The following is a 22,337-nucleotide window of genomic DNA, read 5'->3' on the forward strand; positions in this document are numbered from 1 at the left end:
GGCCACCATCTGCACCGTGACCTCCTGCGGCCACGGGGTGACGCCGCGGGCGTGCACGCCGTGGTCGCCGGCGAAGATGGCCAGCGCGGCAGGCTCGGGCATGGGCGGCGGAGTCACGCCGGCCGCGCCGGCGAGACGTACCGCGATCTCCTCCAGCTGACCCAGCGAACCGCGGGGCTTGGTGAGGCGGTCCTGGTACGCCTGAGCCTCCGCCATGGCGTGAGGATCGGCGGGGCGGATCGCGGCGAGCGTCTCAGCGAGCACGGCAAACCTCCACTTACGGGACGAGTTGGAGCGCTTCCTCGTATCGGTCGATCACGACGTCGGCCAGGGTCTCGCAGTCGCCGATCACCTCGGCGCAGCGAATGTCGAGATCGGGGTGCCCGGCGCCGTACGCCAGCGCCTGGGCCCACACGCGCTCGAGCATGCCGCCCGCGAACAGCAGGTACGGCACCACGATCACGCGCTTGGCCCCCAGACGGCGGCAGCGCTCGAGCCCGCCGGGCACCCCGGGCGGGGTGACCGACACGAACGCGGTCTCGACGGTCATGAAGTCGTAGGCGTGCGTCTCCCAGAACAGCCGGGAGACCCGGTGGATCTCGGCGTTGGCCACCGCGTCCGTGGAGCCCTCGCCGACCAGCACGATGGCCGTCTCGCCCGGCTCGACCTGCGCGAGGGGGTCGTCGACCGGAGGCGAGTCGACCGCGCGGAGCCGGGGCCTGGCGCCCACGAGCTCGAGCGAGCGGGGCTTGGAGATCTCGATGGCCGCCTCGTTCAGCCGCTCGGCCAGCAGCGACAGCACACGGGGGTCAGGGCCGAGGGGGCGGCCGTAGTCGTACATCAGGGTCGGGTGCCGCTTCTGCTCCAGCTCCATCGCGGCGGGGAACTCCTCGCCCATCCTGCTCAGGCTCAGGGGGAGCGCGACGAGCCGGTGGTGTCCCCTGGCGACCAGGGAGGCGACGGAGTCGCTCAGCCGGGGAGAGGCACGTTCCAGGTAACCGCCGGAGACGTCGGCGCCCGACTGGTCGAGCCGGCAGCGAAGCCGGTGTACGAACCTGCCGAACTCCGCGGCGTAGGCGTCGTCCTGTGAGCCCTGCCCGATCAGCAGGAGCGGCGGCTTCATCGTGAGGGAATCTCCGGTCCGGTAGACAAAGACACGCGAGGATAACCGATGCGCCCCGGTAGGGAACAGGTCACGCTGTGTGCGCGGGTGTCGCGTGCACCACGAACACGGGGTCGGAGGCGGTCAGACGGTGCGAACCGTCGGGGTCCAGCGTCAGCTTCGAGGCCAGGATCTGGCTGCCCTCGCCGCGGTAGCCGTGCTCGCGCAGCCGTTCGAGCACGGCCGAGACCTGCTCGACCTTCCTGAGCGCGCACACCAGCGTACGCGGGCCGCGCGCGGCGCAGGCGAGCACGACGTCGATGCCGCCGCCGCCCACGAACACGGCGTCGGGGTCGGGCAGCGGCTCCAGCGCGGGCGGCGCCTGGCCCTTGGTCAGAGCCACTTTGACGGCGTGCTGGAGCACGTTGGCGCGGAGCCTGGCGCACGACTCCTCGTCGCGCTCGACGGCCATGACGGCCGCGCCCATCCTGGCGCACTCGACGGCGATCTCGCCCACGCCCGCGCCCACGTCCCAGACCAGGTCACCGAGCCGGGGACCCAGCTTGGCCAGGATGAACGCGCGTACCTCCGCCGGAAGCGCGCCCTCGAACGGCAGCGCCCACTCGGCCGGGCCCGGCTGCGCGCCCGCCACCCAGCTCGGCTCCTTGGACCGGTGCAGCGGGTCGATGACGAGGACCACGTCGGGGTCCTTCCACGGCCTGGTCGTCGCCTCCCCCATGCGGCTGTGCGTGACGCGCTCGTCGGGGCCGCCGAGGTCCTCGCAGACGATCAGGGCGCGCGGCGTGGTCGGCGCCAGCTCCCTGGCGATCTCCCCGGGGCCGACGCCCGGCGCGACCAGCAGCGCGACCTTGGGGTGGGCGCGGCAGGCGTTCACGACCCGGTCGAGCCGGCTCGGGCCCGACGGGGCGACGACGAGCGCGTCCTCCCAGCTGAGGCCGGCGCACGCGAAGGCGCGGGTGACGAGCGAGATCGCCGGCACCACCTCCGGCTTGAGTCCGTGCGCACGCAGCCGGCGGACCACGCCGAAAAATCCGGGATCGCCCTCCGCGACCACGACCACGGGGCCCTCGCCGTGCTCGAGGTGGTCGTCGAGGACCTCCAGCAGCGAGTCGTCCGCCACGGTCGGCGCGGTGAGCTTGAGCTGCCCGAGAACGGCGTCGGGGCCCACGACGAGCCTCGCCTCCTGCAGCTTGGCCACCGCCCTGGCCGAGAACTCGTGCCCGTCCCAGCCGACCACCGTGATCATTACGCCTCACCGTCCTCACCACAAGGGTGACGGGTGCGGAGGGGTTTCACAAAGGGTACGAGGGTCAGTCCGGTGTCCCCTCAGGCCAGGTCGGACGGGATGAGGCTGTAAACGATCATGTCTTCGCCGCCGAGCGAGGAGCGGGCCACGCCCTCGCGGACGAAGCCCGCCTTCTCCGCCACCCGCTGGGAGGCCGTGTTGGTCACGGCCGCGCGGAGCTGGAGCCGGCGGAAGCCGTGCCGCTCGAACAGCCAGCGGGCGATCGCCACGACGGCTTCGCCCGCGTATCCCCTGCCACGGGCCCACGGCGCGGTCATGTAGCCGACCTCGGCCGTCCGGCTCATCCAGTCGAGGTCCCTGACATCGACGTTCGCGGCGAAACGGCCGGTCTCCAGCTCTTCGACCGTCCAGCCGATCCCCGCGCCCCTCATCCGCATCCGTTCGGAAGAGTCGATGAACGCCCGCGCGTGCTCCTGCGTGTAGCCGGGCGGCACGCCCGTGTTGGCCTGGGTGACGGGGTCGGCGGCGGTGGCGGCCAGGTCGGACACGTCCTCGGCGGACGGCGGCCGCAACAGCAGCCTCTGGGTACGCAGCTCCGTCCTGGGCAGCGCGGCGCAGGGCAGGCCGCCGTCGTCGCGCAGCAGGCCGAAGATGACCAGGTCGTGTGCCCCGTCGTCCTCCAGCACCGCGGCGCGCAGCACACCCTCCCAGGTGAAGCCGGCTTTCAGCGCCACGCGGAGCGAGGCGAGGTTGTCGAGGTTGGCGGTCAGGTCGATCCTGCGCAGCCCGACGGTCTCGAACGCCCATTTCACCAGCCCGCGCACGGCCTCGGTGGCGAAGCCCCGGCCTCGGTAGAGGGGGTGCACGCCGTAGCCGACCTCGGTCGTTCCCGTGGTCCACGAGGTCTTGAACAGGCTGATCGCGCCCACGACGAGGCCTTCGGCGTCGACCATGGCCAGGTGCAGGCCCTGCCCCGAGCGGCGCAGCTCGTGCACGCCGCTCGACAGCCACGGGGTGATGCCGGACGTCTTCACGGGAGCGCCGGGCGGGAGGAACCGGGCGCCGGACCGCACGATCGAGCGGATCCTGGCGGCGTCTTGGAGGCCGAACGGCCGGAGCGTCAACCGTTCTGTGGCGATGCTCACATCAGCGTCGAACACGCTCGGCAGCGTACACATTCGCGATGTTTGCCCACGAAAGCGGGGGTAGGGGCGCAATTGAGAGGAGTGAGGGGACTATGGAGCAACGTCGGAGCGACAAGCACGGTCCGCGCCTGGACGAGGAGCAGAAGCACGAGACCGAGGGCATGGTTCGCGGCGGCGGCACCACGCACGCCGAGGAATGGAAGGAGCCCGAGGCCATGCCTGCGCCCGGCGAGGGACCGCAGCAGTCGTACCCGCCGGGGCACGAGCCCGGAACCCCGTCAGGCATCACGCAGCGGGGCGTCGACATCCGCAGCGACCTCGCGAAATGGCTGAGCGACGCGCACTGGCCCGCGTCCAAGGACGATCTGGTGCAGCACGCGGAGAGCGCCGGCGCACCGGACCAGGTGACGGACATGGCGCGATCCCTCCCCGACCGCCGGTACACGAACGTGGCCGAAGTGGCCAAGGCCCTCGGTCTCGGCGTCGAGAAGCGGAGGTGGTGAGCGGTGCGGCTCGACTTCATCCGACCGCTGTACGAGCGGCGCGGCCCGTACGCGTCCGTCTACTTCGGCGCGTACACGGGGACGGAGCGAGAGGCCCACTGGCGCGGCGTGCGCGACCGGCTCGAGGACGAGGCCGACAAGGCCACCCTGGAGGCGCTGGAGGAGGAGTCCCGGCGGCCCACACCCGGGCGGGCGATGTTCGGCACGCACGGCGATGTGGTGCTGTCGGAGGCGCTCCCCCGGGCGCCGTACGACATGGGCAGCTGGTCACCGCTGCCGCACGTCACGCCCATGCTCATGATGCGCGGCGAGAACGTCCCGCACCTGCGGGTCATCGTGGACCACGCCGGGGCCGAGCTGACGGTGTTCGGCGGCGGGTCGCCGCGCAGGGCCGTCGTGGAGGCGGCTGACTGGCCGCTGCAGAAGACCGCGCAGGGCGGCTGGTCGCAGAAGCGGTACGAGCGTGCGGTGGACGACGCCTGGGAGAAGAACGCCGTGGCCGTCGCCCACGAGGTCGACGAGCAGGTCCGCCGCATCGGCGCGGAGCTCGTCCTGGTCGCGGGCGAGCCGAAGTCCCGCTCGTACCTGCTGCACCACCTCGGCACCAAGTCCGCCGACCGGGTCATGATGGTCGAGCACGGCAGCCGGGCCGACCACGGGCAGTTCGAGGAGGACGTGGAGCGGGCGCTCGACCAGTGGCTCGACCGCAGGCGCGCCGAGCTGCTGGAGCGGCACCAGGAGATGTCGGGGCCCCACGGGATGGCCCGCGTCGCGCAGGCGCTGCGCGAGGGCCGGGTGCACGCGGTGCTCACGCCCGGCGAGCTGCCGAACCCCATCTGGATCGGTGAGGGCGGCACCCAGCTCGCCACCGACCCGAACGAGCTGCAGCGCTGGGGCGTGAACGAGCCGGTCAAGGAGCGCTCGGACGCCGCCCTGGCCAGGGCCGCCGCGATGACGGACGCGGAGCTGTGGTTCTCCGACGCCGTCAAGGACGTGGCGGCCGTGCTCAGGTACTGATGATCACCTCGAGGGTACGGGGGCCGTGCACGCCCTCGACCCGGTTCAGCTCGATGTCACTGGTGGCCGACGGGCCGCTGATCCAGGTGAGCGGGCGTGCCGGGTCGAGCCGGGCGACGGCCTCCGGCACCCCGCCCACGATCTGGTCGGCCCGCACCACGCACAGGTGGTAGTCGGGGACCAGCGTCTGGGCCCGCGTGCCCTGGCCGGGGCCGTGGTCGAGCACGATCGTGCCGGTCTCCGCGATGCCCACCGCGCAGTACGTGATCACTCCGTCGGCCGTGTCGAGGTCGGTCCAGCCGCCCTCGCGGTCGAACCCCTCGGGGACGATCATGCGGCGGCCTGCGACGACCTCGTCAATCTTCGCGGGCACCTCGGCGGCGGGGAGCACGTGCACGATGGCCCGGTAGTCGTCCACCCGCTCGGCGAACAGGCCCACGAGGTCCTCCACCTGCGGCGCCGTCCGGTAGTTCCGGGGGATCTCGACGTCCGCCGCACCCGCGACCGCCTTGCCGATCCGTGCGAGGATCTCCTCACGCGCGCTCATTCCGCTCCCACCAGTCTCTGAAGGATTCTTCCGGAATTTCCGGCACGTCCCTGGTGTCGGTCCACGCCGACATCGGCCCGGGCAGACGTTTCGGTACGAGCCCGCGCAGGCGACTCGCCGCGCGCTGGGCCTTGGCGAGCCGTTCGTGGTCGTTGAGTATCCAGCCCGCCACCTTCATGCCGGCCCGCTCCGCCGCCGCGTGCGGGGCCTTGGCCCGCAGGTCCACCAGGACCTCGGGGATGTCGATGGCGACCGGGCAGACCTCGTAGCAGGCGCCGCAGAGGCTGGAGGCGAACGGCAGCGAGGCGTCCAGGTCCGACGACATGCCCCTGAGCTGCGGGGTGAGGATGGCGCCGATCGGGCCCGGGTAGACCGAACCGTACGCGTGGCCGCCCGCGCGCTCGTACACCGGGCACACGTTCAGGCAGGCCGAGCAGCGGATGCAGCGCAGCGCCTGGCGGCCCACCTCGTCGGCGAGCACGTCCGTGCGGCCGTTGTCGAGGAGCACCAGGTGGAAGTCCTGGCCCTCGACGGCGCCGGTCCACATGCTCGTATAGGGGTTCATCCGCTCGCCTGTGGAGCTTCTCGGCAGGAGCTGGAGGAACACCTCCAGATCCCGCCAGGAGGGCAGGAGCTTCTCGATCCCGACGACGCTGATGAGCGTCTCGGGGAGGGTCAGGCACATGCGGCCGTTGCCCTCCGACTCCAGCACGACCAGCGTGCCGGTTTCGGCGATCATGAAGTTCGCCCCGGAGATCGCGACCTTGCTCTTGAGGAAGCGTTCGCGCAGGTGGAGCCGGGCGGCCTCGGCCAGGGCGGGCGGGTCGTCGGTCAGGTGCGGCGGGACCTTGGGCATCTTCTCCAGGAAGATCTCGCGGATCTCCGACCGGTTGCGGTGGATCGCCGGGACCAGGATGTGGCTGGGGAGGTCGTCGCCGAGCTGGACGATCAGCTCGGCCAGGTCCGTCTCGTACGCGGTGATGCCCTGCTCGGCCAGCGCCTGGTTGAGCTCGATCTCCTGGGTGGCCATCGACTTGACCTTGACCACCTCGGTCTCGCCGGTGGCCTTGACCAGGCCCGCGACGATGGCGTTGGCCTCGGCGGCGTCCCTGGCCCAGTGGACGGTGCCGCCCGCCCTGGTCACCGCCTCCTCGAGCTGGATCAGGTAGCGGTCGAGGTTGTGGAGGGTGTGGTCCTTGATCGCCTTGCCGGCCGCGCGGAGCTCCTGCCAGTCCGGCAGCTCGCCGACGACGTTTGCCCGCTTGCCTCGGATGGTGTGAGTGGCTTTGCGGAGGTTGTAGCGGAGCTGCGAGTTCTGAACGGCTTTAGCGGCGTTTTTAGGGAAATTTCCGGGCATGCCCAGGAACGTGGCGCTCATTGGGCCTCCTCCGTGGATGCGAGGATCTCCGCCAGGTGCATCGTCCTGACGCCGGTCTTCTGGCGGCTCAGCGTGCCGCCGATGTGCATCAGGCACGAGTTGTCCGCCGCGCAGAGCACTTCGGCGCCGGTGTCCAGGATGTTGCGGGTCTTGTCGGCGCCCATGGCCGCGGAGACGGCCGGGTTCTTGACCGCGAACGTGCCACCGAAGCCGCAGCACTCCTCCGACCCCGGCAGCGGGACCAGCTCCAGGCCGCGCACGTTCTTCAGCAGCCTGGTGGGCCGGTCGCCGAGGTGGAGGCCGCGGAGCGAGTGGCACGTCGGGTGATATGTCACCCGGTGCGGGAAATATGCTCCGACGTCCTCGACCTTCAGCACGTCGATCAGGAACTCGGACAGTTCGTACACCTTCGGCGCGACCTCCGCGATGGCCGCCGCTCCCCTGCTACCCGGCTTGGCCAGCTTCGGGTACTGCTCCCGGACCATGGCCGCGCACGACCCCGACGGCGCCACGACGGCGTCGTACCCGGCGAACACCTCGGTGAAGTGGCGGGCCAGCCGCACGCCCTCCTCCCGGTAGCCGGTGTTGACGTGCATCTGGCCGCAGCACGTCTGGGCGGCGGGGAAGTCCACGTCGCAGCCGAGCCTGCGCAGGAGCGACACGACGGCCTTGCCGGTGCCGGGGAAGAGCGTGTCGTTCACACACGTGATGAACAGGGCAACTCGCACAGCTCTCCTTCCGAAGTATGGTCCGACCACAGTATGGTCAGACCATACCGAACCACATCCTTTCCGGCCACCATGAGGGGGGCTCCGTTGGACGACGGCGGCTGGCGTCCCGTCAAGCGAACGCGGACGTTCGAGGAGGTCCTCGCACAGATCGAGCGGCGCATCACCGAGGACGGGCTCACGGCAGGCGACCGGCTGCCCGCCGAACGCCAGCTCGCCGAGCAGCTCGGCGTCAGCCGCTCCTCGGTACGCGAGGCCATGCGCGTACTGGAGACCTTGGGCGTGGTGTCCTCACAGGTGGGGCGGGGGCCGGATGCGGGGGCCGTGCTGACCTCGCGCCCCGACACGGCGCTGTCGGACCTGCTCAGGCTCCACCTCGGCCTGGCCAGCCTGGAGATGCGCGAGGTCATCGACGCCCGCCACATGATCGAGCAGTGGGCCGCCGTCCACGCCGCCTCCGCACAAGCCGACACATCCGCGCTCGCCGCCGCTCTTTCCGGGATGGACGCGGCGAAGTCCGCGGAGGAGTTCGTGGAGCACGACACGGCCTTTCACTGCGCGATCGCGGACGCGTCGGGCAACCGGCTCATCGCCGCCATCATGCGCTCGCTCCGGGACTCGATGCGGAGGTACTCGGTCGAAGCGGTGCAGCGCCTGGGCGACACGTCGATCCTGCGCGCCGACCACGTACGCATCCTCGAAGCCATCGAGCGCGGCGAGGCGGGCGAGGCCGCCCGGGCGGTCTCCGAGCACCTGGCACACGCCTACCCCTCGCTGTTCGGTCACTGACGCATGTCCGCCTGCCGGCAGGTGGCGCCCGAGCACGCCGCCATCGCCGACAGCCGGGCCTCGAGGTCGGACAGCAGCGCGGGATCGGCGCTCGCGGCCAGATTGCGCAGCTCGTACGGATCGTCGTGCAGGTCGTAGAGCTGCTTCTCGCCCGTCCCGTACTCGACATAGGCGTACTGGTCCGTACGCAAGGCCCGGTAGTTGGGCACCGGGGTCTGGGCGGCCGACGCCGCGTTGGCCGGCCTGTTGAACTCGACCAGCACGTTCTCGCGCCACTCCGCAGGCGGCCGCCCCTTCAGCAGGGGCACCAGCGACCGCCCCTCCGCGAACGGCGGCACGGTGGCCCCGCCCAGCTCGGCGAAGGTCGTCGCGAGGTCCACCGTCGAGCCCAGCTGATCGATCATGGAGCTCGCCTTGACGCCGGGGCCGCGGACGACCAGCGGGACCCTGATCGCCTCATCGAACGGGGTGGTCTTGCCCTGCCTGAGCCGATGCGTACCGAGATGGAAGCCGTTGTCCGAGGTGAAGAAGATGTAGGTGTTGTCCAGCTGGCCGGCCTGCTGGAGCGCCGTCACCACGGAGCCGACGAGGTCGTCCACGCCGAGCATGGCCCGCATCCTGGCGCGATAGCGCTCGTCGATCTCGTCCATGCCTTCCTGCGAGATCTCGGGCCGTGCCTGCAGCCAGAGCGGCTCGGCGCTCACGTCCGCCTCGTTGAACGAGGGCGTCCGCGGCGCCGTGCTCCCGGCGAACGCGCTCGCGTGCCGGACGGCGGGATTGGCCGGGTTGTGCGGGCCGATCGGCGCCAGGTACAGGAAGAACGGTTTCTCCGTCGAGCCGGCGATGAAGTCGGCGGCCTTGCGGGCCAGCACGTCCGACAGGTAGTCCTGCTCGGTCCAGCCGTAGTCGGCCAGGGCGCCGTTCTCGTTGAGCCGGTAGCCGTACTCCTCGTAGAGGGCGCGGACCGGCACGTCCCATTCGTCCCACCCGGGCGGCACGAACGCCTCCTCGGCCGTTCCCCCAGGGTAGTGATTGAGGTATTTGCCCATCAGTGCCGTGCGATAGCCGGCCTGCTGCATCCAGGTGCCGATAGTGGAACGTTCCAGACCTAGCTCGTGAAAGCGGTCAAAACCACCTTCAGGGGCGGTGTTGGTCAGAACGCCATGGCTGTGGACGTACTGGGAGCGCAGGATCGACGACCTGGACGGACAGCACCAGGAGTTCGTCACGAAGAAGCGGTCGAAGTAGGCGCCTTGGCGTACGAGGTGCTGGGTGATGTTCGGAAAGTACGGCAACGTCCCCGTTTCGAGGTCGTCGGCCATCACGAGCACGATGTTCGGCCGGGACTTGCCCTCAGCCATCGTGGTCCCGGCCGCCGTCTGGAGGAGAAGCAGAAGGCAGGCGAGACGACACAGACCTTTGATCACAGAGTGTCACTTCCCCGCAAGATCCACCATTGACACGTGGGGCCGAGGCGGCCGTAATAGAACTTAATTCCGGAGGTGTCACATGAAACTCGGCCTGAACCTTGGCTACTGGCAGCGCCACGCCGACGACGCGACCGAGTCGGTGCTCGCGGCGGAGCGGCTCGGCTACGACTCGGTGTGGACGGCAGAGGCGTACGGCAGCGATGTCTTCACACCGCTGGCCTGGTACGGAGCACGGACGAGCCGGATCAAGCTGGGCACCTCGATCGCCCAGATGTCGGCCAGACCGCCCGTCACGACGGCGATGACGGCGATGACCATCGACCACCTCACCGGCGGCCGCCTGCTGCTCGGCGTGGGCGCCTCCGGTCCACAGGTCGTGGAGGGCTGGTACGGCCAGCCGTTCGCCAGGCCCCTGGCCAGGACCCGCGAGTACATCGAGATCATGCGCAAGGTCTGGCGCCGCGAGGAGCCGGTCACCAGCGACGGCCCGCACTACCCGCTCCCGCTCGCGGGCGGTCTGGGCAAACCGCTCAAGCTCATCACGCATCCGCTCCGCTCCGACATCCCCGTCTATCTCGGCGCGGAAGGGCCCAAGAACGTCGCCCTGGCCGCCGAGGTGGCCCAGGGCTGGCTGCCGCTGTTCGCGTTCCCCTCCAAGATCGAGGAGATGTACGGCGAGGCGCTCGCGGGCGCTTCCGAGGGTTTCGACGTGGCGGCCATGGTGATGGTGGTCATCTCCGACGACGTACGGGCCGCGCTGGACGGCGTGAAGATGATGCTCACGCTGTACATCGGCGGCATGGGGGCCAAGCACCGCAACTTCCATGCCGACATCATCGGCCGGATGGGCTACGCCGAAGCGGCGGAACACATCCAATCGCTCTACCTTTCCGGACGGAAGGACGAGGCGTTCCGGGCGATTCCGGACGAGCTGGCCGACGGCATCTCGCTCGTGGGACCGCCCGGGCGGATCAAGGAACGTCTGGAGCTCTGGCGCAAGAGCCCCGTCACGAGCCTCCTGGTCATGGGCCCGCGCGACGAGCCCTCGCTGAAGCTCATCCGCGACCTGGTCCTCGGCTGAGCCCGGCACGGCCGGCGGGTGGTTGGTGTCCTTGGGAAGGGACGGCCGGCGGGCGGCTGGGGTCACTTGGGCAGCTGCCCAACGACGGGCGTGACGGCAGCCGCACCGATCAGGAAGCGGGCGAGGCGGTCTAGCCGGTGCGGCCGATCGGGGTCGAGCCGGGCGCCGGGTGAGGCTGCTGCGGTGAGAACGAGTGCACAGTGCCGGGCTCGGCGGCCCGGGGAGCGCGGGCGGCGCGCTGCAGCCGCGTCAGCTCGCGTACTGTGCCCGCGCAGAGCAGGGCGGCCACCGCCGAGCAGGCCAGCTCCAGCACGCCCACCCCCGTCAGGCCGCCGGCGGGCGAGGCGAGCGGGACCCGGATCGTGACCAGCGCGAGCGTGGCGAGCCAGGTCAGCCACCACCCCGCCAGCATCGCCACCCACCGCCCACGGCGCCCCGCGGGCGGCCTGGTGCCGTGCCACACCTCGTCCAGCAGCACCACGGGCGCCACCAGGTTGACGCCGGGGATCAACCAGGCGGCGGCCACGGGACCGGAGGTCGCCGAGCGGTCGTTGGCCTGCCTGGCCCGCACGAGCCAGGTCACGTAGGCGGCGGCCGCCGCTATCGAGGTGCCCGCCACCAGCATCAGGAGCACCGCGAACGCCGTCACCGCCCCCACCACGGCCTCTGCGTCGGCGCCCTGCGGGCGGCCCCCGAAGGCGGCGAGCTGGGCGGCGAGGTGACGGCCACGGGTCTGCTCGAAGATCACGAGGGCACCGAGGGAGAGGACCTGGGCGGCAAGCGTTACATATACGGCAAAGGCGGCTCTTGTCGGTGGTGCCTGTGTGTAGCGCACGTTGTTCTCCCCCCGGGCCATGCGCTGAGGTTCTGATTCACTTTTATCCCGGGAGCCCCGCTGTTAATCAGCTCACGACACCGGATTCCCACGCCCAAGCTGCGATTTCAACTCGATTGCGGACACCGAGCTTGGCGAAGATGCTGCCCAGGTGCGTCTTCACCGTGGAGAGCGACACGAACAGCTCCGCGGCCACCTCCTGGTTGGTGCGGCCCCTGGCTATCAGGCGCACGACGTCCAGCTCGCGGTCGGTCAGCGGGTCGTTCATGGAAGGCACGGCCCGTTTGGGCTGGGCCAGGTGCTGCAGCAGCCGTACCGTCACCGACGGGGACACCAGCGCGTCGCCCGCCGCGGCGGCCCTGACCGCCTCGATCAGCAGCGTGGGACCGCTGTCCTTGAGCAGGAAGCCGGTCGCGCCGGAGCGCAGGGCTCCGTAGACGTACTCGTCCAGGTCGAACGTGGTGACGATGACCACCCGCAGGGGGTTCTCGACGCCGGGACCCGCCAGCGCCCGGGTCACCTCAAGCCCGTCGAGCTTGGGCATCCTGATGTCGAGCAGGCACACGTCCGGCCTGAGCCGCCTGGCCTCGGACACCGCCTCGGCGCCGTCGGCCACCGCGGCGACGACCTCCATGTCCGGTTGAGCGGCCAAAATCATCTGGAAGCCGGTTCGTACCAGTTGCTGGTCGTCGGCGATGAGAACCCGAATAGTCACGGCCCCAACTCTAAGGATCGTCCGTTCGGCCGAGGCGGAAATGGTCGCACGGCCGATCCGCCGCCCCCTGCCGCGCCGGGAGTCTGTACGTCATGAACGACGTACTTGTTGGACAGGCCCTGACCAAGAGGTTCGGGCAGACGGTCGCCCTGGGCGGCGTGGACATCTCCGTACGGACCGGCGAAGCCGTGGCGATCATGGGGCCGAGCGGTTCCGGCAAGTCGACCCTGCTGCACTGCCTGGCCGGGATCATGAAGCCGGACGCGGGCGAGGTGCACCTGCTCGGCCAGCGCATCGACGCGATGGGTGAGCGCAAGCGCAGCGCGCTGCGGCGCACCCGCTTCGGCTTCGTCTTCCAGTTCGGCCAGCTCCTGCCCGAGCTGCCCGCGGAGGAGAACGTGGCGCTCCCGCTCATGCTGGGCGGGGTGCCGAGGGCCCAGGCGGTACGCCAGGCGCGCGAGTGGTTCGCGCCCCTCGGCCTGCAGTCCATGGAGGCCAGGCGGCCGGGTGAGCTGTCCGGCGGGCAGGCTCAGCGGGTGGCCATCGCGAGGGCGCTGGTCACCAAGCCGGCCGTGGTGTTCGCCGACGAGCCCACGGGAGCGCTCGACCAGCAGACCGGGCAGGACACGATGCGGCTGCTCGTGGAGGCGACCAAGCAGAACCACGCCTGCCTGATCGTCGTCACCCACGACCCGAACGTGGCCGCCTGGTGCGACCGCACGGTCGAGGTCCGCGACGGCCGGCTCATGACCGCGGGCGGGGTGCGCGCGTGAACCTCGACCTGACCTGGCGGCTGCTCAAGGGCGCCGGCCGCAAGGGGATGCTGGGCACCTGGCTCACGCTGGGCGCCGTCGCCGTCTCCACGGCGCTGCTGCTGTTCGCCGTGGCCGCGAACTACGCCTTCGAGGCCAGGGCCGACCGCGGCGCCTGGCGCAACCCCGTACCCGTCAAGGAAGGCGCGGTCGCGATCGAGGCGGCCCGCTTCGACTTCGTCGGCGAGCGGGCGATCACGGTCGTCGACCTGGCCGCGCTCAAGAGCGGGGTGCACGCGCCGCCCGGGCTGCCCCGCTTCCCCGCTCCCGGCGAGGTGTGGCTCTCCCCCGCGCTGGCCGAGCTGGCCAAGGAGCTCCCGGCGGACCAGCTCGCCAAGCGCTATCCCGACCCCAAGGGCGTGCTGGGCGACGAGGCGCTGGTCTACCCGGACGAGCTGGTCGCGGTCGTCGGTCACAAGCCGGACGCGCCCGAGATGACGGCGCCGCGCAGCGACGACTGGATCCTCGGCAAGGGCCCGTCCCGGGTGGCCGATCTCGCGGGCACCCCGTCGGAGGACTCCGAGGCGTACCGCGCGCTCACGCTGGTCGCGAGCGTGCTCATGGTGGTGCCGCTGCTGGTGTTCGGGGGCGCGGCGGCCAGGCTCACGGTCGCCCGGCGCGACCAGCGGCTGGCGACGTTGCGGCTGGTGGGCGCGACGCCGGGCCAGGTGGTCGGCATGACCGCGGCAGAGGCGGCGATCGTCGCGCTGGCGGGCGCGCTGCTCGGAACCGTCGGCTACGCGGTCGCCGCGCCGCTGCTGGCCCGCATCTCGATCGCGGGCGGCCCGTCGTTCGTCTCCGACCTGTTCCCCTCCCCGCTGATCCTGGCCGCGGTGCTGGTGGCGGTGCCGCTGCTGGTGGGTCTGTCCGCGGTGGCAGGGCTGCGGCGGGTCGTGGTGAGCCCGCTCGGGGTGGCCAAGCGCGAGACGCCGCCCGGCATGCGGTTCCTGCGAGTGATCGTCCTGCTGGCCGTGCTGGCGGTGTTCCCGCTGCTGACCAGGGGAACCAGCGTCGCGCTCGTGGCGGTGGCGCTCGGGCTGGCGTTCCTGTGTATCAACCTGGCCGGCCCGTGGGTGGTCGGCATGATCGGCCGGATCACCGCCCGCAGTGCCCGGGCGCCCGCGCGGCTGCTGGCGGGCCGCCGGCTGGTCGACGATCCGCGCTCCGCCTGGCGTACGGTGAGCGGCGTCGCTCTGACCGGCTTCGTCGCGGGCTTCCTCGGCCTGCTCAGCCCCGGTGTGTTCGGCGACGGCCAGGCGCCTCCCCAGCTCCGGGTCTCGGCGCCCGCCGCGCAGGGGCCGGCCGTCGCCGACCAGGCCCGCGACCGGCTGCGGGCGGCCGGGATCACCGCAACGGTGAAGGCCACCGGACGGTCCTCCGCGCCCGTCGTCGTCGCCGCCCTGGGCAGTTCCGCCGACACGGCCACGATCGACCGGGCACGCACCGCGCTCGCCGGGCTCGTCCCCGGGCGCACCCCGACGACGGAGGTCGACGACCAGCGGTTCGGACTCCAGATCCTCTCCGACGTCCGGGTGGGCACGATCGTGGTGCTGTCGGTGTCGTTCCTGGTGGCCATCGCCAGCTCGGGGATCACGGCCGCGTCGTCCGTGCTGGACCGGCGGCAGACGTACGGGCTGCTGCGGCTGGCGGGCACGCCGCTGGAGGTGCTCGACCGGGCACGGCGGGCGGAGACGCTCATCCCGCTGACGGTGATGGGCGGCGGGGCGATCCTGGTGGGGGTGTTCTGCGCGGTGCCGTTCATGATCGGCGGGATGAGCGCGGTGGGTGTTCTCACACTGGTGGGCTGCGTCGTCGTGGGCTTCGCGGGCGTGATCGCCGCCGGGGCTCTGAGCCGGCCCCTGCTCCGCTCGGTGACCGCCGACCCGGCCCCGCGCCCGGACTGACGCACCCGCTGGATTCCGCCGCAGCAAAGGGGATTACCGCGTAAAGTTACGAGACATGCGCGAAGAGTCGCCATCCCCTTTCATGCGACACGGCCGGGCGCGAGCCGCATCGTCTACATTGGCAGTCATGGACGTTGAGGAGCCCTTCGACCTCGAGGCTGTCCGGCGACGCTTTCCTTGGATAGGACTGGCCAGCATCGACGAGCCGGACCTCTCGTCCCGTTATCGCGAGATCATGGCCGAGGCGCACCGCGATCGGATGATCGTCGAAGCCATCGATTCCGTCCGCCGAAGCGCATGAAGCCACTTCTCTGCGACTCCGGGCCACTGATCGCCACATTCAACGATGGAGACAGAGAGTTCATCCGATGCAGCCGGCTGCTGGCTGAATGGCAGGGCCAGGTGATCATTCCAGAGCCCGTCCTTGCCGAGGTGTGCGGCTTCCTCCGCAACAACGTGCGCAACGGCCCCGCGCTTGAAGTGCTGTTTCTTGAAGCCATGAGTTCCAAGGACGGGGACTTCGAGATCGTTGCTCCTGTCCCAGAGGATCGCGTCCGCGCGACTGAGCTCTCCAAGCGGCTCGTGTCGGGACCGTTGGGCTATGTGGACGGAATCGTCCTCGCCATGGCGGAGCGGCTGAAAATCCCAGATATCGCCACAGTCGACTACAAATTTCTGGGCATGGCCAGTCCGGTGAGTCGCCTCAAGCCGCTCCGCTGGGTCCTTCAGGAATGTTGATTTAGGCCGCTGTGGGGCCGGAGCTGCCTGGGCTGGCGTGCCAGAGTCGCCTGGGCGGGTCGGTGACGGCGGGGCCGAGGTCGGAGTAGGGCGAGAGGCGGAAGCCGTTGGCGTACTCGATCTTGCGCCCCGTCACCCCCGCGGCCTTGGCCGGCGGCTGGGCGAGGAGGGCGCGGACCGCCTCGATGCCCTCCGAGCGCCAGAGCGCGTTCAGGTCCGCCAGGCTCCAGCAGTCCACCGCCCGCAGCGACACCGCCCGCGCCCCCGTGCGCCTGACCACCCCCTTGGCCAGCAGGAGCCACGAGTCGAACACCGTCGCCGCGCACCGCCCCTGCACCGACTCGAAGAACGTCAGGTCGACCGGCCCCGTCGAGTCGTCGAGCGTGGTGAAGATGACCCGCTGCCCCGAGCGGACGGCAGGCGTCTGCGTGGCCACCTTGACGCCGGCGACCAGCACCCAGGCTCCGTTGCGCTGCTTCAGGAGATCTCTGGAACGTACCACTCCGAGCCCGTCGAGCAGCTCGTCGTAGAAGCTGATGACGTGGCGGCTGATGTCGATGCCCAGGATCTCCAGCTCGGCCTCGACCATCTCCGTCTCCGTCATCTCGGGCAGCTCCCCCGGCGGCAGGTGCTCAGTGAAGCCCAGCGGGAGCTGCACCGACGGCTCCTCCGCGCTGGGGGGCCGCGAGGCGTAGCGTCTGGAGGCGGGCGCGCCCGACCGCACGCCGATCGACGAGCCCCGCTCGAGCGTCCCCACCTGGGCGATCAGGTCGCGGCGGGTGAGCTCGCCCGGACGCCAGCGGGGTCCGCCCGGGTGCAGGTCGTGGAGCGCGTCGAGCCCGCCGACCTGGACGATCCGCTCGATCGTCGGCCGGGAGGGCCGGGCACGGTCCCAGAAGTCGGCCAGCGACGTGTACGGCTGCCCGGCGACCATGCGTTCGACCTCGGCCTCGCTCACCCCCTTGATCGCCGAGAACGGCACCCGCAGCGCGTACCCCTTGCCGATCTCGCCGATCCTGAACTCCTTGCGCACCGGGGAGGAGGCGCCCTTCAGCGAGGAGGGACGCACGCGCAGCCCGAGCCGCTCCACCTGCCAGTCCTTGCCCGACTTGTTGATGTCGAGCGGCAGGATCTTGATCCCGCACTGCCTGGCCTCGTCGATGATGACGCGCGGCGGGTACATGCCCGGCTCGTGCGTGAGCACCCCGGCGAAGAACGCCGCCGCGTGGTGCCGCTTGAGCCAGGCCGACTGGTACGTGGGCAGCGCGAACGCCGCCGCGTGCGCCTTGCAGAAGCCGAAGGCCCCGAACGCGTCCAGCACCTGCCACGCGCGCTCGACGGCCGCGTCGTCGAAGCCGTTGGCCCTGGCCATGGGCACGAACGTCTTGCGCACCAACTCCCGCCCCTCCGGCGTGGCCAGCGTGCGCCGCAGCATCTCGGCGAACGACAGGTCCCGGCCCGTCATCACCTCGATGACCCTGAGCACCTGCTCGTGGAAGACCACGACGCCGTGCGTCTCCTTCAGCGCGTCCCGCAGCCTCTCGTGCGGGTAGTACGGCTTCCGCCACCCGTGCCTGGCCTCCAGGTAGGGGGTGACCATGTCGGAGTTGACCGGACCCGGCCTGAACAGCGAGATGTCCACGATCAGGTCGTGCATCCTGCGCGGCTCCAGCTTGGCGACCAGCTCGCGCTGCCCCGGCGACTCGATCTGGAAGCAGCCGAGGGTGCGGCTGGCGCAGATCATGTCGTAGGTGTCCTGGTCGTCGTGCGGCACGTACTGGACGCCGGACTCGTCGCCGCTCTGGCTGTCCAGCTCGACCACGACGTCGTCCACCCGCTTGATCTCGCTCAGCGCGTACGCCATCGCGGACTGCATCCGCACGCCCAGCACGTCGAGCTTGAGCATCCCGGCCTCCTCCACGTCGTCCTTGTCGAACTGCGACATGGGGAAGTCCAGCAGGCTGCGCTCCACCGGGGTCCTGTCGCGCAGGCCGCCGTTGCCGACCAGCACGCCGCACGGGTGCATCGCGATGTGCCTGGGCAGCCCGTCGAGCTTCTCCGCCAGCCGGAACACCCGGTCGAGCCCCGCCTCGCCGAGCCGGCTCTCGCGCAGCTCGGGCAGGTCGTGGAGGGACGCGGTGATCTGCTTGGCCCTGATGTGCGGGAACGCCTTCGCGATGGCGTCGATCTCGTGCGGCGGCAGGCCCATGGCCCCCGCGACGTCGCGGATGGCGCTGCGCGCCCGGTAGGTCTCCATCATGGACACGCAGGCCACCCGGGCCTCGCCGTACTGCTCGAAGATGGCCTTGTAGCAGTCGAGGCGGCGGGCCGACTCCACGTCCACGTCGATGTCGGGCAGCCCGACGCGGCCCTCCGACAGGAAGCGCTCCATGAGCAGGCCGTGGTCGATGGGGTTCACCTCGCCGATGCCGATGAGGTAGTTGACCAGGCTGCCCGCCCCCGAGCCGCGGATGGCGCAGCGGATGCCCTTGCCGCGGATCATGTCGGTGATGCCGGCCACGGCGATGAAGTATCCGGACAGGCGCTTGCGCTCGATGATGGCCATCTCGTCCCTGAGGCGCCGCCTGGCCTCGCCGGAGCGGTCGAGGCCGCGCCTGATCAGCCCGTCCTCCACCCGGTGGCGCAGCAGCGGCACCGGGTCGCGGCCGATCTCGGGCAGGTGCAGGTTGGGCGGGTCGCTCCGCAGCGCGAGCAGCTCGACCGGCTCCACCGCGCACGCCTCGGCCAGCCGCCTGGTCGTGAACAGCAGCCGCGCCACCCGCTCCTGGTCCGCGCCGCAGACCTTGGTCGCCACCTGCCACATCTCCTTGGTGCTCTTGAGATAGGCGTGGGAGGTCATGCGGTCGAGGTGGCGCGGGTGCAGCGGGACGAGCTGGCGGGCCGCGTCGAGCACGTCGCCGACCTGGTGGTCGGCCGGGTCGAGGTAGCGCACCGCGTTGGTCAGCACCGCCGGGACGCCCATGGACTCGGCCAGGCCGAGCATGTGCACGGCCGTGGTGGCGTCGCGGAAGCCGTACTGGTCGACCAGCTCGATCACCACGCCGGGCACCGCGGCGCGCCAGAGCCCGAGCAGCGTCCTGGCCTGTTCGTCGCGCCGCTCGGCCACCGCGCGGCCCACGTCGGACCTGGGACCGAGCAGCACCACGAGCCCGTCCTCTGCGCCGAACCCGTGGTCGCCGCCGTGCCCGTCATCGCGCCCGCCGGCCCACTCGCCGATCAGCTCGCGGCTCACCTTGGGCGTGCCGCGCTCGCCGGCATAGTGCGCGGCCGTGACCAGGCGGGACAGCCGGGACCAGCCCTTGGCGCGGGCCAGCACCGTGACGCGGTCCTCGGCGTCCGGCCCGGTCCTGGGGCGGGGCGCGTGGCGTCCGGGCATGTCCAGCCCGGGCACCCCGAGCCCCGGCAGCGGCGGGAGTACGTCGAGCGCCAGGTTGACGCCGAAGACCGCGGAGATCCCGGCGTCCGCGCACGCCTGGGCGTGCTTGACCGCGCCGTAGAGACCGTCGCGGTCGGTCAGCGCGAGGATGTCCATCCCGTGCTCGACCGCCCGGCTCACCAGCGCCTGCGGGAAGGCCGTGCCGTAGCGCATGGAGTACGCGGAGCAGACGCTGAGGTGCGGGAACGGCGGCGCCATCAGTCCCACGCCCTCAGGAGCAGCCAGCCGTTGCCGGCGGTGTCGTAACGCAGCTCGTACGAGCCCACCTCGCGCCCGGGGCTGGCCTCCAGCCGCCAGAACTTGCGCTCACCCGGATCGCCGTCGCCGGTCTTCCACCACTCGCGCGCGACCACCCAGTGGTCGAGGACCCGGCGGACGAGATAGAGCCGGTCGCGCCAGACGAACTGGGTCGGCTCCCCGTCCCTGGTCCACACCTCTATCGGATCGCCATAGAGTCTGCTCAAGACGCTTTCTCCCCGCGGCTCTGGTCGTATGCTGAGCCACCCGGGGGAAGACGGGTGTGCTTATAGGTCGAACATATGTTCTTATGGCCTCCAGCGCAAGTCGTGACCAGGGGGTCGTCACCCCGGCTTCTTCCCTCGTACAGGGGCGTACACGTCCACCTGCGAGGCTCGCGGCGTATCGGTAAGCTTGCGCGGCGTGAGCGGCGAAACCTCCCACATCGGGCGCTACAGATTAGTGAGCGTGCTGGGGCGCGGCGGCATGGGCACGGTCCATCTCGCCGAGGACCCTGCCGGGCAGCGGGTCGCCGTCAAAGTGATCAACCCGGAGCTGACCCAGCACGAGCAGTTCCGCATGCGCTTCCGCAGGGAGGCGGACGCCGCCCGCAGGGTGCGCAGGTTCTGCACGGCCGCGGTGATCGAGGCCGCTCTCGACGGCGACCAGCTCTACGTCGTCACCGAATACGTCCCCGGGCCGAACCTCGAAGCGGCCGTGCTCCAGTCCGGCCCCCTGCGCGGCTCCAGCCTCGACGCGCTGGCCGTCAGCGTGGCCACCGCTCTGACCGCCATCCACGGGGCCGGGGTGGTGCACAGGGACCTCAAGCCGTCGAACGTGCTGCTGTCGCCCGTCGGACCACGCGTGATCGACTTCGGCATCGCGCGGGCGCTCGACACGCTCGGCGGCGTCACGGGCACCGGCGAGCTGGTCGGCACGCCCCGCTACATGGCTCCCGAGGTGCTGCGGGGCGAGCCTGTCTCCCCGGCCTGCGACGTGTTCTCGTGGGGATGCCTGGTCGCGTTCGCCGCGAGCGGGAGGACGCCGTTCGGCGGCGACACGCTGCCCGCGATCGTCTACCAGGTGCTCAACACCGAGCCGAACCTCGACGAGGTCGAGCCCGGCCTGCGCGAGCTGGTCAGGGCGGCGCTGCGCAAGGACCCGGCCATGCGGCCCACCGCGCAGCAGCTGCTCGACCACCTCGTCGGGCGGTCGGCCGCGCCCGAGCAGGCGGCGCAGACCGCGCAGGTGACCTGGCAGCAGGCCACGGCGGCGTACACATCCGTCCAGCAGCCGTCCAAGGGCGGCCGCGCCAAGCTGATCGCCGGGCTCGCGGCGGGCGCGGCGGTGCTCGTGGCCGGGTCCGTGGCCGCGTGGGCGGTGTTCGCCCCCGGCGGGCCGCCCGACGACCTGGGCGTGCTCTACCGCGAGGACTTCACGCAGACCTCCGGCGGCTGGAACGGCACCTACGACCCTGACGCCTCCTCCAGCTACGGATACCGGACGGACGGGACGTACGGGCTGGATGTGGAGGACGGCTCCGAAGAGCGGTGGGCGAAGGCCCCCATACCGTTCCTCATCACCAAGCCGACCGGCACGCCCGAGCCCTCGGCCACGCCCACGCCGATGCTGCCCTCGTCCGTCGTCGTCGCCGTCACCGCCGAGGTCAAGAAGCACACCGGCACCGGCGAGTACGGCGTGTACTGCCACAACGCCGACGATGACGACACCTACTACGAGTTCGCCCTCGACACGACGGGGAAGGCCAGGATCCGGCGGATCGTGGACGGGGCGGGCGGCACGCTGGCCCAGCCCGTGCAGGTCGACGGGCTGCCCGGCAAGGCCAGGCTGGTGGCGTCGTGCGAGCAGGACGGGTCCGCCGTGCGGCTGACGATGTGGGTGAACGACCACCGGGTCCACCAGGTGGACGACCCGAACGGGCTCGGCAACGGCTACGTGGGGCTGTTCGCCCGTACGCCCAAGGACGGGACGTCCATGCTGAAGACGGCGTTCGACGACTTCGAGCTGCGGGGCCAGAAGGAGCCTTAGAGGACCCCCGCGCGGGCGGCGGCCAGGGCCGCGTCGGCGGCGCGGTCGGCGTCCCGCTCGGTCACCGGCTCGTGCGCCACGAACAACCGGTAGTAGACGGGTGCGACCGCGACCCTGATCACCTCCCTGACGTCGACGATGTCGGGCAGCTCGCCGCGCCTGATCGCCCGCCGTACGACCTCGGCCGACTGCTCGTGCCGGGCCACGAAGAAGTCGTGCAGCGCCCGCGCCGCATCGGGGTCCTGCACGGCCGCCGCCACGAACGCCGACGAGACCGGCCCCAGCTCCGGATCGTCGAACCCGCTCCGTACGAGCTGGACGATGCCCCGCAGGTCGCCCTCGATCGAGCCGGTGTCGGGAACGGGCCACCACTCGTCCCTGGCCAGCTCGAGCGCGTCGGAGATCAGCCCCGCGACGCTGCCCCAGCGCCGGTAGACGGTCGTCTTGTGCACGCCTGACCGCTCGGCCACGTTCTCCACGGTCAGGCCCCGGTATCCGTGCTCGGCCAGCTCGGCGAGCGTGGCCTGGCGCACGGCGTCGCGCACCCGCGCGCTCCGCCCCCCAGGCCGCTTGTTCGATTCCAAAAACTACTCCAGTTGCGTT

22 protein-coding genes are annotated in these 22,337 nt (G+C 71.1%); 9 read left to right on the forward strand and 13 right to left on the reverse strand.

The annotated features are described in order from the left end of the window. The 4 genes from AB0J64_RS46945 to AB0J64_RS46960 all read right to left on the reverse strand — a co-directional run. On the reverse strand, positions 1 to 264 hold a 264-nt coding region (locus AB0J64_RS46945), incomplete at its 3' end, for a nicotinate-nucleotide--dimethylbenzimidazole phosphoribosyltransferase (RefSeq protein WP_364042664.1). Positions 265 to 277: 13 nt separating this feature from the next. Beyond that, on the reverse strand, positions 278 to 1,123 hold the full coding sequence (locus AB0J64_RS46950; RefSeq protein ID WP_364042666.1) for a sirohydrochlorin chelatase: 846 nt from the start codon (positions 1,121 to 1,123) through the stop codon (positions 278 to 280). Between the two features lie 70 nt (positions 1,124 to 1,193). Beyond that, positions 1,194 to 2,369, reverse strand: coding sequence for an SAM-dependent methyltransferase (locus AB0J64_RS46955; RefSeq protein ID WP_364042668.1), 1,176 nt, complete (start codon positions 2,367 to 2,369; stop codon positions 1,194 to 1,196). 80 nt (positions 2,370 to 2,449) lie between these two features. Continuing rightward, positions 2,450 to 3,529: a GNAT family N-acetyltransferase gene (locus tag AB0J64_RS46960; protein ID WP_364042670.1), complete on the reverse strand. Its 1,080-nt coding sequence runs from the start codon at positions 3,527 to 3,529 to the stop codon at positions 2,450 to 2,452. 77 nt (positions 3,530 to 3,606) lie between these two features. Here AB0J64_RS46960 and AB0J64_RS46965 point away from each other — a divergent pair, with 77 nt between their 5' ends. Together AB0J64_RS46965 and AB0J64_RS46970 are read left to right on the forward strand one after the other, a co-directional pair. Beyond that, a complete protein-coding gene (locus AB0J64_RS46965) occupies positions 3,607 to 4,017 on the forward strand; it encodes a DUF2795 domain-containing protein (protein ID WP_364042672.1) in 411 nt (136 codons plus the stop codon). Between the two features lie 3 nt (positions 4,018 to 4,020). After that, positions 4,021 to 5,034: a Vms1/Ankzf1 family peptidyl-tRNA hydrolase gene (locus AB0J64_RS46970; protein WP_364042674.1), complete on the forward strand. Its 1,014-nt coding sequence runs from the start codon at positions 4,021 to 4,023 to the stop codon at positions 5,032 to 5,034. Here AB0J64_RS46970 and AB0J64_RS46975 read toward each other — a convergent pair. From AB0J64_RS46975 to AB0J64_RS46985, 3 genes are read right to left on the reverse strand one after another with little or no spacing between them, the layout of a single operon-like run. Further along, positions 5,024 to 5,581, reverse strand: a complete 558-nt coding sequence (locus AB0J64_RS46975) for a lactate utilization protein C (protein WP_364042676.1) — start codon at positions 5,579 to 5,581, stop codon at positions 5,024 to 5,026. The two genes, AB0J64_RS46970 and AB0J64_RS46975, sit on opposite strands and share 11 nt — an antisense overlap. Then, entirely contained in the window at positions 5,568 to 6,959 is a 1,392-nt protein-coding gene (locus AB0J64_RS46980; RefSeq protein ID WP_364042678.1) for a lactate utilization protein B, read from the reverse strand. The genes AB0J64_RS46975 and AB0J64_RS46980 overlap by 14 nt, the downstream gene beginning before the upstream one ends. Further along, positions 6,956 to 7,687, reverse strand: coding sequence for a (Fe-S)-binding protein (locus tag AB0J64_RS46985; protein ID WP_364042680.1), 732 nt, complete (start codon positions 7,685 to 7,687; stop codon positions 6,956 to 6,958). The genes AB0J64_RS46980 and AB0J64_RS46985 overlap by 4 nt, the downstream gene beginning before the upstream one ends. An 87-nt stretch (positions 7,688 to 7,774) precedes the next feature. On the opposite strand from AB0J64_RS46985, the gene AB0J64_RS46990 reads away from it, so the two are divergent. Continuing rightward, complete coding sequence (locus AB0J64_RS46990; RefSeq protein ID WP_364042682.1) at positions 7,775 to 8,476, forward strand: FCD domain-containing protein; 702 nt, start codon at positions 7,775 to 7,777, stop codon at positions 8,474 to 8,476. On the opposite strand, the gene AB0J64_RS46995 is transcribed toward AB0J64_RS46990, so the two are convergent. Further along, positions 8,470 to 9,837 carry a sulfatase gene (locus tag AB0J64_RS46995; RefSeq protein ID WP_364042684.1) on the reverse strand — a complete coding sequence of 456 codons (1,368 nt, stop codon included), beginning with the start codon at positions 9,835 to 9,837 and terminating at the stop codon, positions 8,470 to 8,472. The two genes, AB0J64_RS46990 and AB0J64_RS46995, sit on opposite strands and share 7 nt — an antisense overlap. 148 nt (positions 9,838 to 9,985) lie before the next feature. Between AB0J64_RS46995 and AB0J64_RS47000 the strand changes: the two genes are divergently transcribed. After that, on the forward strand, positions 9,986 to 10,987 hold the full coding sequence (locus AB0J64_RS47000; protein WP_364042686.1) for an LLM class F420-dependent oxidoreductase: 1,002 nt from the start codon (positions 9,986 to 9,988) through the stop codon (positions 10,985 to 10,987). Between the two features lie 130 nt (positions 10,988 to 11,117). Here the strand turns inward: AB0J64_RS47000 and AB0J64_RS47005 are convergent, their stop codons facing one another. Together AB0J64_RS47005 and AB0J64_RS47010 are read right to left on the reverse strand one after the other, a co-directional pair. Next, complete coding sequence (locus AB0J64_RS47005) at positions 11,118 to 11,735, reverse strand: DUF4328 domain-containing protein (RefSeq protein WP_364042688.1); 618 nt, start codon at positions 11,733 to 11,735, stop codon at positions 11,118 to 11,120. A 154-nt stretch (positions 11,736 to 11,889) separates the two neighbouring features. Further along, a complete protein-coding gene (locus AB0J64_RS47010) occupies positions 11,890 to 12,537 on the reverse strand; it encodes a response regulator transcription factor (RefSeq protein ID WP_364042690.1) in 648 nt (215 codons plus the stop codon). A gap of 92 nt (positions 12,538 to 12,629) precedes the next feature. On the opposite strand from AB0J64_RS47010, the gene AB0J64_RS47015 reads away from it, so the two are divergent. From AB0J64_RS47015 to AB0J64_RS47030, 4 genes are all read left to right on the forward strand, one after another. Further along, positions 12,630 to 13,310: an ABC transporter ATP-binding protein gene (locus AB0J64_RS47015; protein WP_364042692.1), complete on the forward strand. Its 681-nt coding sequence runs from the start codon at positions 12,630 to 12,632 to the stop codon at positions 13,308 to 13,310. After that, complete coding sequence (locus AB0J64_RS47020; protein ID WP_364042694.1) at positions 13,307 to 15,253, forward strand: FtsX-like permease family protein; 1,947 nt, start codon at positions 13,307 to 13,309, stop codon at positions 15,251 to 15,253. Before AB0J64_RS47015 ends, AB0J64_RS47020 begins: the two co-directional genes overlap by 4 nt. 127 nt (positions 15,254 to 15,380) lie before the next feature. Beyond that, positions 15,381 to 15,554, forward strand: a complete 174-nt coding sequence (locus tag AB0J64_RS47025; protein WP_364042696.1) for a hypothetical protein — start codon at positions 15,381 to 15,383, stop codon at positions 15,552 to 15,554. Beyond that, positions 15,551 to 15,991, forward strand: coding sequence for a PIN domain-containing protein (locus AB0J64_RS47030; protein ID WP_364042698.1), 441 nt, complete (start codon positions 15,551 to 15,553; stop codon positions 15,989 to 15,991). Before AB0J64_RS47025 ends, AB0J64_RS47030 begins: the two co-directional genes overlap by 4 nt. A gap of 1 nt (position 15,992) precedes the next feature. On the opposite strand, the gene dnaE is transcribed toward AB0J64_RS47030, so the two are convergent. Together dnaE and AB0J64_RS47040 are read right to left on the reverse strand one after the other, a co-directional pair. Further along, on the reverse strand, positions 15,993 to 19,646 hold the full coding sequence (gene dnaE / locus AB0J64_RS47035) for a DNA polymerase III subunit alpha (protein ID WP_364042746.1): 3,654 nt from the start codon (positions 19,644 to 19,646) through the stop codon (positions 15,993 to 15,995). Continuing rightward, a complete protein-coding gene (locus AB0J64_RS47040; protein WP_364042700.1) occupies positions 19,646 to 19,912 on the reverse strand; it encodes a DUF6504 family protein in 267 nt (88 codons plus the stop codon). The genes dnaE and AB0J64_RS47040 overlap by 1 nt, the downstream gene beginning before the upstream one ends. Before the next feature lie 196 nt (positions 19,913 to 20,108). Here AB0J64_RS47040 and AB0J64_RS47045 point away from each other — a divergent pair, with 196 nt between their 5' ends. Continuing rightward, entirely contained in the window at positions 20,109 to 21,734 is a 1,626-nt protein-coding gene (locus AB0J64_RS47045; RefSeq protein WP_364042702.1) for a serine/threonine-protein kinase, read from the forward strand. On the opposite strand, the gene AB0J64_RS47050 is transcribed toward AB0J64_RS47045, so the two are convergent. After that, entirely contained in the window at positions 21,731 to 22,279 is a 549-nt protein-coding gene (locus tag AB0J64_RS47050; protein WP_364042704.1) for a TetR/AcrR family transcriptional regulator, read from the reverse strand. The two genes, AB0J64_RS47045 and AB0J64_RS47050, sit on opposite strands and share 4 nt — an antisense overlap. Positions 22,280 to 22,337: the final 58 nt, after the last annotated feature.

Source organism: Nonomuraea sp. NPDC049695 (assembly GCF_040674955.1).
In the GTDB taxonomy this organism is placed as follows: Bacteria; Actinomycetota; Actinomycetes; order Streptosporangiales; family Streptosporangiaceae; genus Nonomuraea; species Nonomuraea helvata.